Source organism: Parabacteroides sp. KHUB-02 (genome assembly GCF_056640955.1).
The window spans coordinates 3,999,049-4,014,676 of sequence record NZ_JBWQEV010000001.1 but is presented as its reverse complement, the minus strand read 5'-3'; the positions used below and the strand labels follow the sequence as shown (position 1 = coordinate 4,014,676).

Genomic DNA, 15,628 nt, shown 5'->3' with positions numbered 1-15,628 from the left:
AATTCCCAATATGGCTCGATTCAATAAAATACAAACATTACAGGCTATCATCCAAACCGGAATGGTGCCCGTCTATTATAATAAAGAGGTAGAGATCGCAAAACAAGTTGTAAAAGCCTGTTACGAGGGAGGCGTCAGAGCCTTCGAGTTTACTAACCGGGGAGATTTCGCCCACGAGGTATTTGGCGAGCTGGTAAAATACGCCGCCAAGGAATGTCCGGAATTAGTATTGGGCGTAGGTTCTATCGTAGACCCGGCCACAGCCGCCTTATTCATACAGCTAGGGGCAAACTTCGTAGTCGGTCCGCTGTTTAACCCGGAGATAGCGAAGATATGTAACCGTCGCCTCATCCCTTATACGCCCGGCTGCGGTTCCGTATCCGAGATCGGCTTTGCCCAAGAAACAGGTTGCGACCTTTGCAAGATATTCCCCGCCGGAAATGTAGGAGGTCCCTCATTTGTCAAGAACATAAAGGCACCCATGCCATGGACCCTAATCATGGCGACCGGTGCCGTGGAGCCGACAGAGGAGAATCTATCCGCTTGGTTCAAGGCCGGCGTGACCTGCGTAGGAATGGGATCCAAACTCTTTCCCAAAGAAGCGATAGCGGGAAACGATTGGCAATCCATTACCGATTTATGCCGCGACGCCTTATCTATCATTCAAAAGTATCGCCAAGTATGAAAAGCTTTTTAGATCAAGATTTCTTGCTCCAGACCGACACGGCCCGTGAGTTATATCACGAGCATGCGGCGAAGATGCCCATCATTGATTACCATTGCCATCTGGATCCCCGGCAAATAGCGGAGAATCACCAATTCGAGGATCTTACGGAGATATGGCTGGGCGGAGACCATTACAAATGGCGGGCGATGAGAGCGAACGGTATTCCCGAGGAATATATCACCGGAGATAAATCTCCTTACGAGAAATTCCTTAAATGGGCCGAGACGATGCCTTACACGATGCGAAATCCGCTTTATCATTGGACGCATCTGGAGCTTAGCCGTATATTCGGAATCCATAAAGTCTTGAATCCGGCTTCCGCCAAGGAAATCTACACAACTTGTACGGATAAACTACGTACCCCCGAGTATCGTGCGCAAGCCATCATGAAACGGATGAACGTAGAGATCGTTTGTACGACCGACGATCCTATAGATTCCTTGGAATACCATCAAAAAATACGTTCAAACGGATGCCACACTCGTGTATATCCGGCATGGCGACCGGACAAGGTACTCGCTATCGATAATTTCAAGGCGCTTAATGACTATTTGTCCAAGCTGGAGGAGGCTGCCGATAAGACCATCCTCACCTACAAGCATTTATTGGAGGCTTTACAAAAACGACATGATTTCTTCGCCGCCCAAGGGTGCCGGTTATCGGACCACGGGTTGGATACATTCTATGCCGAACCTTATACCGAGCAGGAGATTGAGGTGATCTTCCTCAAGGCTCGTATGGGTAAATCGCTCACGGAGCAGGAAGTTCGCAAATACCGTTCGGCATTGCTATACGAATTGGCGGTGATGGATGCCCGGAGTGGATGGGTACAACAATTCCATATCGGCGCTAACCGAAATAATAACAAACGGATGTTCAAGTTATTAGGACCGGACACGGGTTTCGACGCTATCGACGATCAGCCGATCTCCGTATCCATGAACCGCTTTTTCAGCCGTTTAGATCAAGAAGGGCTGTTAGCGAAAACGATCGTTTACAACCTGAACCCCCGCGACACCGAGTTGATGGTAGCCAATGCCTACAATTTCAACGACGGCAGTGTACCCGGGAAGATGCAATATGGAGCGGCTTGGTGGTTCCTCGATCAGATCAAAGGTATGGAAGATCAATTAAATGCGCTTTCCAGCCTCGGGCTTTTAAGCCGTTTCGTCGGTATGCTGACAGATTCCCGTAGCTTCCTGTCATATCCCCGTCATGAGTATTTCCGCCGGATCCTTTGTAATATGCTAGGCAATGAGATAGAGAAAGGCTTATTGCCCGCCTCCGAGTTTTCCTTCATTGGACAGATGGTGGAGGACATCAGTTACAACAACGCTAAACGATACTTTGATTTCTGATTACTGCAACCCACATTGCAATGTTACTGCACGCCTGTCGCAGTAACACTGCACGTGCGTTGCAGTAAGGCTGCAACAGCTTTGCAACATTTTATTCACAAACACTTCATAAGACCTTCCACTATACTCGCACATATTACGCCTACTTTTGCGGCAGATTTAGATAAACACTAAAATACGCAAACATGAAACAACGGCTTTATGATTTCATCCCTGTCAAGCATCTATGCGTAGGGATGTCTTTATGTGGCATAGTGGCAGGTACCCAAACCGCTCAAGCTTCTCCCGTCTTCGGGCACTCATCGGGCTTAGAACTTCCGAGTCCCAGCATCTACCAACAAAGTACGAAACAGATTTCCGGTATCGTCAAAGACCAGGCGGGGATTCCTGTAATTGGCGCGAACGTGATCGTAAAAGGGACGACAAACGGAGTAATCACCGGGCTCGATGGAGATTTCCTACTGGAAGTTCCGGAAAACGCTACCTTAGAGATCAGTTATATCGGTTATATGACGCAAAGTATCCCGATAAACGGGAAAACGACCTTCAACATCATCCTAGAAGAAGATACGCAGAAATTGGATGAGGTAGTCGTACTCGGTTATGGAGCGGGGCAACGCAAACAAGATCTCTCCGCTTCCGTGGGCGTGCTGAACAACACGGAAGACTTGGTGGCCCGTCCGGTTACCTCTACCGAAAGTATGTTGCAAGGGCAGTTAGCGGGTGTTACCGTACAAGCGAACGGTGGAGACCCGACGGCTACACCCTCGATCGTGATTCGTGGACAGGGCTCACAGAATGGCGATAACGTATTATGGGTTGTTGACGGTGTTCCCGGCGCACCCATCGCCTCTATGAATGATATCGAGACGATTGTCGTCTTAAAAGATGCTGCCTCTGCCGCTATCTATGGAGCGCAATCCGGAGCCGGCGGTGTTATCTTGGTAACCACCAAGAAGGCGAAAGAGGGCAAGACCTCGTTGAGCTATGACGCAACTTTCGGTGTTCGTAAAGCTAGAAACGTAATCGAGCCGTTAAATGCGGAAGAGCAACTCGAGATGCGAAAACTGTCTTACGCAAACGCGGGGTTTACATTGCCGACCGGTTGGGATTTGACCAAGAACCCATGGGTAGGTACCACACGTACCAACTGGATGGACGAGATCTTCCGCACCGCTTTCTACCAACGCCATAACGTAGCCTTGAATGTTGGTTCCGAGAATGCCTCCAACCGTGTTTCATTTGCTTACGATAACGATGAAGGTGTATTGATCAATACTTTCAACAAGAACCTTTCACTTCGTTACAACGGTAAATTCAAATTGAATAAATGGGTGACCATCACCGAAGACGTGGTTTGGAAAAACAACGAAAGCCGTTCAAAAGATACCGACAGTGGTTATACGGGAGTTGTCGCGGCGGCTATGTATATGCCTGCCAGCGCTACGGTTTACAATCCGCTGGATGGTACTTACGGTGGAACAACGACCGAAGACCCGGATTACATCGCCAAATATGGCTCCAACTTTGCGGATATCCACGGAGACGCTGTCAATCCGGTTCGCTTGCTGGAAGCGGAAAACCGCTATGACCGAACCAGCGACATCTGGAGTACGACCAGTCTGGAACTAGCGAATATCGTTACCGGCTTAAAGTTCACGAGCCGTTTCACTTACAACCTGAAGAATAATCTATATAAGAACTTCAGTCCGATCCGTGACGAGGTGGGAAAACCCTCCTTGACAAATAATCTGGATGAAACGACTTACCGTGCAGACGCATGGAAAACGGAAAACACATTGACTTACGACAATACGTTTAATGACATGCACACCCTGGGTGTCTTACTATCCACTACGGCCGATCATTACAGCAAGCGAGGGCTAGAGGTTAATGGAAAAGATTTATCTGACGAATCCGATTATTTACAATATCTATCCTATGCGAATTCTGTTTCCGCTACCGATTATTTGACCGGTCCTGACGCAAACGTATCCTTGATCGCCCGTCTGGCTTATTCCTTCAACGATCGTTACTTCGTTACAGCCTCTTGGCGTCGTGATTACGCAGGCCGTCTACCTAAAGATAATAACTATGGCGACTTCCCTGCCGTAACAGCCGGATGGAAAATCTCTAATGAATCTTTCTTCCCGAAAAGCGAGACACTGAATTTATTGAAGATCCGTGCTTCTTGGGGACGTGTCGGTAATCTAGGATCTATCGGTTACAATTACAAATCAGCTTTATTAGGTAAGAATTATTGGTCGGAGCAGGCACAGTACGGCGTAGAATCGAACAAGATTTGGGGAAACTTCGTCTATAACTCTACCGCATTAAATCCCAACTTAACATGGGAAACTTCCGAGCAATGGGACTTAGGCCTAGATGTGAACATGTTCGACAATCGCTTGAGCATGGCATTCGACTATTTCGACAAACGCACGTTCAACTTGATCCAGTCGCAAACGATGAACTGGCCGGGAACGATCGGTATCGATGCCATGTTAGTCAATCAAGGTGAAGTCCGCAACCGAGGTTTCGAGGCACAAATCAATTGGAACCAACAAGTAAATAAAGATTGGTCGTACTTCGTTTCCGGAAACTTCTCTTATCTAAAGAACTGGGTTTCTGATATTGGGGTAAAGAACGCAGACGGAACCCCGGGCGTTTGGACAGGTATCACCAAAAATGATGCATATTTCGATGGAAGTTATCGTAACCTTCCATATATGTATCAAACAGCCGAAGGAGAACCGCTGGCCTCTTTCTATCTGATCAAGACTGACGGCATTTTTCAAAGCGACGCAGAGGCAGCCGCTTATGTAAACAAAGACGGAAAACGAATCCAACCGGACGCTGTAGCCGGCGATTTGAAATTCGTCGATGCCAATGGTGATGGAGTTATCAATGATGAAGACCGTCAATACTGCGGTAGCGCTACACCTAAAACTACATTCTCATTCTCCGGAGGATTCACTTGGAAGAAGCTTTCCGTAAGCGCTATGTTCCAAGGCGTAGGTGGAGCACAAGCTTTATATGTAGGTAAATATATGGCCTTAAGCGATGTAGAAGGAAACTTCAACCGCTCAAAAGAGATCATGAATGCTTGGAGTCCGTCGAATACAGGGTCGAATATTCCACGCTTATCGAAAAACGACCCAAATAGCAACTTTAGCACACCGTCTGATTGGTATCTGGAGAATGCTTCTTACTTACGTTTGAAGAACTTCACCGTATCCTATGACTTGAGTGATGTTATCAGGAAATGCGCTCACCTGCAAGAACGCAACAGCATGATGTCTGTTTACCTTAGCGGTGAGAACCTCTTCACGATCACGAACTACTCAGGAATGGACCCGGAAACCGGCGGTTGGGATGCCTTGAAGTATCCGGTTTCACGCGTATTCTCTGTCGGAGTCAAATTGACATACTAATCGGGTATTTTAAAAGATATTCATATTAACAAAGGATCAAAATGAAAAGATATATTACAGTATTAGCATTATCCGCATTGGTTTGTAGTTCTTGTAGCGACTTCCTCGACGTTCAGCCGGAAGGAAACGCAACTACAACCTCCTATTTCTTGAATGATCAACAGGCCATTGATGCCATTGACGGATTATATGAAAGATTCCATCAAGAGGGTTGTTACGGCCGTGAATTATTCTGGGAACAGGGAGCCGCATGCGACATTGTTTGGGGACGTACACGCGGTTATAACTCTTTGGCGACCTTAGCCTATACCGGTGATGAATCTCCTCTAAGAGATGTATTCAGCCGTATGTATTCTACTATGTCCCGTGCGAATTGGATCATCCAAGAATTAGTGAAGAAAGAAAAGGGAACGACGCTGACCGCCGTCGAGAAACGCAGCTTGGGCGAAGCTTACTTCAGTCGCGGTTGGGCACATTATCTGATCGCTTATCGGTACGGTACGGATAAACAAGGAGTACCTTTCGTACGTTACGAGGACTTCCCCGACGATTACGACAACTCCATACCGCCTCAGCAAGCTACCGTTATGGACAATTATAAACTGATCATCGAAGATATGGACAAGGCAATCGCCTACCTTCCAAACTTCGAATCCTATGACGCCGACAACCGGGGCCGGGCACATCAGGCTGCTGCCGTGGCGTTCAAAGCGAAAACTTATGCTTACTGGGCTACTTGGGATGCTACCCAATGGAACAACGTCATCGAGATGGTCAATCAATTGGAGAACAACTACAATCGAGATCTAGCTCCTACATTCGCGGAACTATTCTCGTCTGACTTGAAAGATTATTGGAATGCCGAATATCTCTGGACTATTCCGAGTATCGGCGGCGCACTACCGGGCGGTACCGAATTCCCGGGCATTATCCTTGAGAACAAAGGATGGGGCAAATATAATGGTTGGGGGCAGATGAAGCCCTCTTACGACATCTACGAAGAAATGGCGAAAGATGGTAAAGGTAATGACCGTTTAGTACGCTCAATCTTGGAATACAACCAAGAGTTCCCGTTCTTCGGCGAGACACGCAAATTCTGGTCTACCTCCGACCTTGAAGCTGGTTTCATGATCAATAAATACATGGACGCGTTCAAATACTCAGACCCTGTAGGTGAAGGAGCCGTGAGTGCTAACGGAGACTGGCCTACGGTCCGTGTCAATTTCCCGATCATCCGTTTCGCAGAAATGTTATTGTTCCGTGCCGAGGCATATTTAATGACAGGTCAAGCCGATAAAGCAACCGCAGACATCAACCGTATCCGCCTACGCTCCAACTTGACACCGCTTGCCGGCACCGCCACGATGAAGGATCTATATCACGAACGCCGTTGTGAATTGGCTTTTGAGTTTACAGATCATCTATTCGACTTAAAGCGTTGGAACCGTTCTTCCAATACCGACATAAAGACATTGGCCGATAAAGAGTTGAACGCACATCCACGTATCCGCAGATATGAAGACCGGGCGAATCCGGAATCCGCGTTCACGATTATTGGTTACGAAGATTACACCAACAAAAACGCCTATCAAGCGCATATGATGGTATTCCCGTATCCAAGTGAAGAGATTACTAAATCGAATGGTCAATTGAAGCAGAACGAGGGATATTAACCGGCTCCTTTAAACCGATCAAGGTACGAATAAGATTCATTACGGGCTGTCTCAGAAAATGAAACAGCCCATGTTATTTTCTACCGGGTAAAAACGCATATCTCAAATAGGTAGCTTACCTTTGCCTATTGTATACTATATATTAAACAAAAAATATACCATGAGATTAATTCAAACGCTTTCTTCTTGCTTGTGTACAGGAATAATAGCCTTATTCACGGCCTGTAGCCAAGCTCCACAATCCCCCATCGATTCCGTGGATCCGTTTATCGGCACGGGATTTCACGGACACACGTATCCCGGGGCCACGGCTCCCTACGGAGCGGTCCAACTAAGCCCGGACACCCGGAAAGGTAATTGGGACGCTTGTTCTGGCTATCATTACAGCGATTCTACCTTAATGGGTTTTTCCCATACCCATTTAAGCGGTACGGGATGTATCGACCTAGGCGATATCCTATTCCGCCCGTCTCTCCAGACACCTTTAGCGTTCTCACACTCAGACGAGAAGGCTTCCCCGGGCTACTACTCGGTGAATCTCAAGGAGGCAGGTGTATTAGCGGAACTTACCACGACCCCGCATGTCGGGATACACCGATATACCTATAAAAAAGAGACAGAGGCTACGTTGGTGGTCGATATGGACCATTTATTGGATAACGAATATATATACGAAGGCTGGGTTAAGCAAACCGGGGAGAATGAGCTTACCGGTATGCGGCGTACCCGGGGCTGGGTAGACAATCAATATGTCTTCTTTGTAGCGCAGTTCTCGCAACCGTTCTCTTCCATGGAACAGCCTTCCGAACGGCAAGCCGTACTTACCTTCGATACGACTACCGGAAAGCCCATCGTCTGCAAAGTCGGGGTATCGATCGTAAATGAGGAGAACGCCCGTCTGAACCTTGAGCAAGAGACGGATTCCTATGGCTTTGATTTCGATGCCATCCATCAAGCGACACGCTCCGATTGGGAAAAAGAGCTGGACGTTATCACGGTAGAAGGAGGCACCGAAGCCGAGCGCACGAACTTCTATACGGCACTATACCATAGCAAGATCATCCCGAATATAGCGAGCGACGTGAACGGACAATACCGCCGTCACGACATGAGCGTAGCGACGATCCCGGCAGGTCGCCGCCAATTCTCCACCTTCTCCACTTGGGACACCTTCCGGGCCTGGCATCCGATGATGACTCTGTTGGATACTACCTTGGTGAATGATATGGTACAGTCTCTCTTGGATATGTACGACGCCAGCGGCGAGCTTCCGTTATGGCCCTTATCGGCGGGCGAGACCGGAACCATGATCGGTTATCACTCCACATCGATTATAGCGGACGCTTATTTGAAAGGTATTCGCGGATATGACGCAGAACACGCTCTCGAAGCGATGAAAATCTCAGCGGAGAAGAATAAGAAAGGAGCGGATTATTATATAAAGGAAGGCTTCATCCCGACGAATATCAAGAAAGAATCGGTTTCCTGCCTATTGGAATTCGCCTACGATGATTGGTGTATCGCACAAATGGCGAAAGCTTTAGGACATATGGATGATTATGAGACGTTCATCAAGCGCTCCCAGAATTTTATCAACGTATTCGACGGTAGTACCCGGTTCTTCCGGGGCAAACGGCAGGATGGGAATTGGGAGACTCCTTTCGATCCATTCGCCATCGGACGTTCCTATACGGAGGCTACGGCCTGGCAATATCGTTTCTTTACCCCGCATGACGTATATGGATTGACCCAGTTGTTCGGAGGCCGGGAGGCGTTCATCGCTGATCTGGATAGCTTATTTATGGTTACCTCCGAGGTAGTCGGCGATCTGGTAGACGTTACAGGATTGGTCGGTCAATATGCGCATGGCAACGAGCCTAGCCACCACATGGCTTACCTATATAGCTATGTGGGCCAGCCCTGGAAGACACAGGAATGGACCCGTCGCTTGCTGGACGAGATGTACCAGCCGACTCCCGAGGGGATTATCGGCAACGAGGATTGCGGGCAGATGTCCGCTTGGTACCTGTTGAGCAGCCTTGGTTTCTACTCCGTTTGTCCGGGTAGCAACCAGTTTATCCTGACTACGCCGCTTTTTGACAAAGCGACCGTGAAACTCGGAAACGGAAAGATACTTACGATCACGGCAAACCAACCGGAAAAGAATAAATACATCACGAGCGTATCGCTGAATGGAAAAGAGATTAAGCATTGCTATATCACATACGACCAGTTGATGCAAGGAGGTACACTGGACTTTACGCTCTCGGCGACACCGGACAAGCGTTGGGGAACCGCTCCCGAGTACGCTCCCTATTCCTATACGGAGCAACCTACCGTCTCTATCCCTTACATAGCGAATGATCTGGATTTATTTGAAGGTGAGATTACGGCGGAACTAAAATCCACGACACCCGAGGCGGTTATCCATTACACGCTTGACGGATCGGAACCGGATGAGAACGCTCCGGTATACAGCGAGCCATTCGTCTTAAAAGAGACCACGATTATCAAGGCCAAAGGATATAAAAAGGGATTCGTTCCCTGCCGTACGTACTCGATCCAAGCGACAAAAGCCGTATTACGCCCCGCATTATCCATACAGCCTACGAAGCATGGGGTAGCTTATACCTATTACGAAGGAGAGTTCCAATGGGTAGCCGATCTGCAAAAAGCGAAGGCGGTCGAGACCGGAACAATGCCTGAGCCTTCCATCCTAAACGCCAAGCTGCCGGATCATTTCGGTTATATCTTCACCGGATATATATACGCCCCGGAAGATGGAGTCTATGAGTTCAGTACCCGCTCGGATGACGGTAGCGTCCTCTATATCGGCAAAGAAAAGGTAGTGGACAATGATGCCTCCCACGCCGCCATCGATGCGACGGGACGCATCCCCTTACAAAAAGGCTACCACCCCTTCGCCTTGCATTATTTCGAGGATTACGAGGGTGAGTACCTAGGCTGGAGCTGGCGTACGCCAAGCATGTCCAAACTAGACGCGATCCCAACAGAGAACCTTTATATAAATTGATAATATTAAATACTGAATCATATGAGAAGAACAACTCTATCCGTGCTATCCTCCTTAGCCATCCTGCTATCCGGCATGATCGTTCCGGAGGCCGCGGCACAAAGTCGCCGAGACAAAGAACAAACGTATGTACTAGAGAAACCTTACGAGGTCAAGAAACTAGTCCCCCCTACCGGAAAGAAAATAAAGAACGTGATCCTCATGATCGGCGACGGCATGAGCCTTATGCACATGTATTCCGCTTGGACCGCCAACCGGGGCAAGCTCTGGCTGGACAACTCCCAATACACCGGCCTCTCGAAAACCTATTGCGCCAACCGCCTCATCACCGACTCCGGAGCCGGAGGTACCGCACTGGCCACCGGCCATAAAACGAACTACCATATGGTAGGCGTAGACCCGGCAGGCAAACCCTTGGAATCTCTGGCTACCTTGGCGAACAAGAAAGGCCTGTCAAGCGGCATCGCCGTTACCTGTCGCCTATGGGACGCTACGCCCGCCGACTTCTGCTGCCACAATACGGATCGCGACGCCGAGGCCGAGATCGTAGCGGATTACGTGAACTGTGGCGTCGATTACGTATTCGGCGGCGGCTCCAAGCTATTCGAGAACCGTGCAGACGGACGTGATTTGTTCAAGGAATTAAGGGAGAAAGGTTACCAGACTCCCCGTAGCTGGGAGGAACTGGCGAAAATTCAAAAAGGCAAGGTATTCTGCGTTACCGATACCGTAGATACCCCGCTTCCCGCCGAGCGAGGCGATCTCTTGGCTCGTGCCTCGATGAAAGCGATCGATCTGCTGGGACAAAACCCGGAAGGTTTCTTCCTGATGGTAGAGGGCTCCCAATTGGATGATTACGGACATTTCAACGATATCGACCTGTTGATGCAAGAGACACATGATTTCGACCGTACGATCGGACGTATCTTCGAATGGGCCGCCCAAGACGGTGAGACATTGGTTGTCGTAACTGCCGATCACGAGACCGGTGGCCTTACCTTGGTGGACGGGGATCTGAACGAGGGCCGTATCGTCTGTAAATTCTCCACCGGTAGCCACAGCGGTGTCATGGTTCCCGTTTACGCTTTCGGCCCGGGCGCCGAGAACTTCACGGGTATCTTCGAGAATACGGATATCTTCTGGAAGATCAAAAAGCTCCTGAATCTATAATCAAACAGTATTCATCCGATGGAGAGTATAACAGGCCGCTATCCCGCTAGTCAAGTACCGCAATCCTCCCGGTCGGGTACCGCAGTACCCCTGCCCAAGTACCGCAGTACTTTGGCTGAGAGGACAGCAGTACTTGACTAGCAGTACTACGGTACCCGACCGGGAGGACCGTGTTCACCGACTGAGGCGCACCTTCTCCCTCTCTCCCCCAATAAAAATATCATAAGGAATGACAACAAGACGAAACTTCTTAAAGCAATCCCTTCTCGCAGCAGGTGCGGCCTCCGTTCCCGCCGGGAACCTTTTAGCGCAAGAGAAAATGGAAGAGAAACGACCCAAGTACAATCTTCCTTACAAGAACACCTACCTGAAGGAACCCTTCGTGACCGAGAATGAGTTCCGGACAGCGAGACCGGAGACCATCACGCCCGGAACCTTCGAGGAGGCCAAGCAAATCCTCCCGGACCCGACTTGGAGCGGACACGAGAAGGAAATCGAGATGTACTGGAAGGCTTGGCAAATCGGCATCGGCAACATCAAGGCCCCTGAACCAGATTCCGGTTTCGTATGCAGTTACCTCGATGTCGCCTACAACGGCAATATCTTCATGTGGGACTCCGCCTTCATGATGATGTTCGCCCGTTTCGGTACCCGCTTCTTCCCCTTCCAACGTACGTTAGATAATTTTTACGCCAAACAACATCCGGACGGTTTCATCTGCCGGGAGATCAAGGCGGACGGAGCGGACTGTTTCGAGCGTTACGATCCGACCAGCACCGGACCGAATATCCTCCCTTGGAGCGAGATCGTCTATTATAAGCAGTTCGGCGATATGGACCGCCTACACAAGATATTCCCCGCCCTTTGCGCTTATTATAAATGGTTGAAGCTAAACCATACGTGGCGCAACGGTACGTATTGGACCAGCGGTTGGGGTACCGGCATGGACAACATGCCCCGGGTGGAACCGAAATACAATCCGATATACAGCCACGGCCATATGATCTGGCTGGACGTTTGCTTGCAACAATACTTCACCGCCGGGCATCTGCTTGAGATGGGTTTCTATCTGGAGCGTTGGCAGGAGATCGAGGAGTTCGAGGACGAGCAGAAGATGCTAAAGAAGTATATCAACGAGAACCTATGGGACGAGAAGGAGCATTTCCTTTTCGATCAATACGCCGACGGAAGTCTTTCCTCCACCAAGGGAATCTACGCATACTGGGCCTTATTGACCGATGTCCTATCCAAGGAACGCATGGACGCTTTCGTGGCCGAGCTGGATAACAAGGAGACATTCAACCGCCTGCACCGCGTCCCTTCCCTTGCCGCCAACCATCCTAAATACAAGGATAACGGCCGCTACTGGCAGGGTGGCGTATGGCCGGGAGCGAATTATATGGTGATTACCGGCCTATTGCAACAAGGCTACCGTAAATTGGCTTACGAGATCGCACGCAACCATTACGATAACGTCCTAAAGGTGTATAAGAATACCGGTACGTTCTGGGAATACTACGCTCCGGAGCATGAGGAGCCGGGCTTCATGGCTCGCCCGAATTTCGTGGGCTGGGGCGGACTGGCACCGATCTCCGGCTTGATCGAGCAAATCTTCGGCATCCGCTCCAATGTGTACGAGAAGAAATTGACCGTAGACGTGAACTTGACGGAGGCTTATGGTATCGACCGTTATCCTTTCGGCCTCGACGGTCTGGTAGCGATCAAAGTCAAGGCCCGTTCTTCCGCTACCCAAGAGCCGCAGGTAGAAATTACCAGCGACGTCCCCTTGGAACTAACCGTCCTTTGGGGCGACAAACAGAAGACGGCTAACGTAAAACCCGGCACGCGAACCGTATAAGACAGCAAATCCATAAACATCCAGTTGTAGAGACGGGGCGTGCCCCGTCTCTACAACTGGACTCAAAAAACAATTAGTATATGAAACAGATTCTATCCTTATTTATCACCTCCCTCGCCCTCTGTACGGCTTGCTCCTCCCCGAAGGGATCGGACACAGTTCAAGTGGCGGAGACAACCACGGAGCAGACGATTCAGAAAGCCTCCTCCGCAATTCATTACAACGCCTTCTCGCACAATGATTATTGGCGGGAGAGACCTCTGCTGGACGCCTTGTCCTTCCGCTTCAACTGCGTGGAGGCCGATCTGTGGCTGATCGATGGCGAGCTATACGTTTCCCATGATCGCCCGGAACCCAACCCGGCCATTACCTTCGAGAACCTATACCTCAAGCCGCTCGTGGCCCGCATACAAGCGAATGGAGGTAAGGTCTATCCCGATAGCGATCGTCCTTTCTACCTGATGGTGGATTGCAAGGCACAAGGCGAAGAGATGTACAAGCTATTAAAGAAACAGATGGAACCTTACGAGGAATATTTCTGTTCCGTCGATAACGGCGAATATAAAGAAGGTGCCGTCCTCTTCTTCCTTTCCGGTGACCGTCCGAAAAACAGCCTGCCGAAAGAGAACAGCCGCTTCACCTTCCTCGACGGACAAATAAAGGATCTGGGACAGGGCATCCCTGCTTCCCTCGCTCCGGTCATAAGCGATAATTACTCCGATTTCTTCACTTGGAAAGGTGAAGGCGAGATGCCCGCCGACCAACTACAGAAGATGCGTGAGATCATCCGGAAAGTCCACGATGAGGGAAAACTATTCCGTTGGTGGGGCGCCCCGGATACCGAGCAGTTCAAACGCTTCTTCATCAAGGAAGGTGTAGACTTGGTAGGTGCCGACGATCTGAATGGATTATACAACGTATTGAACGAGCGTTAAACGAGAAAATTACAATAGGCATTATAAGGTTGTTACAATGGGCATTCTAGCATCCTTACAACAGGCATCGTAACAGCCTTATAATGCCCATCATAGTTTTAACATATCACAACCGCTTTTATTCCAACCAAGGCTGCGGATTCAGCTTCGTCTTTTCCTTCCACAATTGGAAATGGAGGATCGTGGAATTACCGTCCTCCGGATCCGAATAGATCCTTCCGATCGCTTGACGGGTAGAGACCCGGTCGCCTGCTTTTACATATACCTGACTCAAATTGCTATAAACCGTCAAGTAGTTACCATGACGAACGATTACGGAATTATTATACCCCGGCACCACGAACACACGCGTTACCTCCCCATTGAATACCGCACGGGCATCCGCCCCGGGTGAGGTCTGGATATCGATACCACTATTACTGGTACGAACATATTTCAACTCCTGATGCTGTTGCTCGCCGAATGTAGAGACGATCGTATGTCTTCCGGCCACCGGATACGGCAAACGTCCCCGGTTATTGGCGAAGTTATCGGACAATTGCTTCTCCGCCTTTGTCATCGCATAGCCCCCTTTCGTATCTGCCACACGTTCCTCACGGATCGGCTCGTTTTTACTCTCCGGTACGGGTTTACCCTTAGCGGCAGCTTGTTCACGGGCACGACGCTCACGTTCCGCACGTTCACGGGCGGCTTTCGCCTCGGCCTCGGCACGGGCGATCTCCTCGGCGATCTGCTTCTCTATCTGTCGGTTTAAAGCCTCGGCTTGACGACGCTTCTTTTGGAGATCCGCCTTCAAATCCTTTTGTCTCTTATTCAATAGCTGGACTTCCTCTTTCTGAGAAGCTTCCTCACTTTCTAGCTTCTTACTCTCTTCTTGACGAGTTCCTAAAAGGACACGCTTCTCGGCACGGGTCTTCTCCATCTCAGCTTGCTTGCGGCTGATCTCGGCCTGCTTTTCAACGATGTCATTCGCTTGCCGCTTCTGCCAATCCGCATATTCCCGCAAATACCGCATACGCCGCATGGATTGAGAGAAACTCTCGGCGGATAGGATAAACAACAATTTATCTTGCGAGCTATGGCGTTTATAAAGCCCTCGCATCGATTTACCGTAATTCGTCTGCTTATCGCCCAGTTCCCGTTTTAAGGTGCGCAACTGGCCTTGGATATTCAAGATATCTTTCTCGATCTCATCCAGCTCTTGGTTCAATAAACTGATGACTTTCTTACGCGAAAGAATTTGTTTGGAAAGTAGATTCAAACGGTTCAGGGAAGTTTTAGCAGTCTGGGCCGTCTCTTGTAATAATTTATTCGTCTCCTCGATATCGGCCAACGCCTCCTTGCGCTGCTGCTCCAACTGACGGACAGCAGCGGATTTCTGACCGTAAACCACGGTAGATAAAGACAATGCCAATAGAACGATCCAGACGTACCTCATG

Annotated in this window: 9 protein-coding genes; 8 read left to right on the top strand and 1 reads right to left on the bottom strand. The window is 49.4% G+C overall.

Annotated elements, in window-relative coordinates:
• The first annotated feature begins 10 nt into the window (after positions 1–10).
• From ACYIA1_RS17150 to ACYIA1_RS17115, 8 genes are all read left to right on the top strand, one after another.
• Positions 11–685 (top strand): bifunctional 4-hydroxy-2-oxoglutarate aldolase/2-dehydro-3-deoxy-phosphogluconate aldolase, encoded by a 675-nt coding sequence (locus ACYIA1_RS17150; protein WP_005860016.1) that lies wholly within the window; start codon positions 11–13, stop codon positions 683–685.
• Positions 682–2,085 (top strand): glucuronate isomerase, encoded by a 1,404-nt coding sequence (gene uxaC, locus ACYIA1_RS17145; protein WP_259010409.1) that lies wholly within the window; start codon positions 682–684, stop codon positions 2,083–2,085. The genes ACYIA1_RS17150 and uxaC overlap by 4 nt, the downstream gene beginning before the upstream one ends.
• A gap of 185 nt (positions 2,086–2,270) precedes the next feature.
• Entirely contained in the window at positions 2,271–5,519 is a 3,249-nt protein-coding gene (locus tag ACYIA1_RS17140; protein WP_480336066.1) for a SusC/RagA family TonB-linked outer membrane protein, read from the top strand.
• Between the two features lie 41 nt (positions 5,520–5,560).
• Complete coding sequence (locus ACYIA1_RS17135; protein WP_005863444.1) at positions 5,561–7,192, top strand: RagB/SusD family nutrient uptake outer membrane protein; 1,632 nt, start codon at positions 5,561–5,563, stop codon at positions 7,190–7,192.
• 160 nt (positions 7,193–7,352) lie between these two features.
• The gene (locus tag ACYIA1_RS17130) at positions 7,353–10,226 is read left to right on the top strand and encodes a GH92 family glycosyl hydrolase (protein ID WP_480336063.1); all 2,874 of its coding nucleotides are present in this window, start codon (positions 7,353–7,355) and stop codon (positions 10,224–10,226) included.
• Positions 10,227–10,247: 21 nt separating this feature from the next.
• Complete coding sequence (locus ACYIA1_RS17125; RefSeq protein ID WP_121960697.1) at positions 10,248–11,396, top strand: alkaline phosphatase; 1,149 nt, start codon at positions 10,248–10,250, stop codon at positions 11,394–11,396.
• A gap of 229 nt (positions 11,397–11,625) precedes the next feature.
• Positions 11,626–13,254 carry an MGH1-like glycoside hydrolase domain-containing protein gene (locus ACYIA1_RS17120; RefSeq protein ID WP_048927008.1) on the top strand — a complete coding sequence of 543 codons (1,629 nt, stop codon included), beginning with the start codon at positions 11,626–11,628 and terminating at the stop codon, positions 13,252–13,254.
• An 80-nt stretch (positions 13,255–13,334) separates the two neighbouring features.
• Complete coding sequence (locus ACYIA1_RS17115; protein ID WP_480336060.1) at positions 13,335–14,189, top strand: phosphatidylinositol-specific phospholipase C/glycerophosphodiester phosphodiesterase family protein; 855 nt, start codon at positions 13,335–13,337, stop codon at positions 14,187–14,189.
• 118 nt (positions 14,190–14,307) lie between these two features.
• On the opposite strand, the gene ACYIA1_RS17110 is transcribed toward ACYIA1_RS17115, so the two are convergent.
• On the bottom strand, positions 14,308–15,627 hold the full coding sequence (locus ACYIA1_RS17110; RefSeq protein WP_044545170.1) for a murein hydrolase activator EnvC family protein: 1,320 nt from the start codon (positions 15,625–15,627) through the stop codon (positions 14,308–14,310).
• Between the last annotated feature and the right edge of the window lies 1 nt (position 15,628).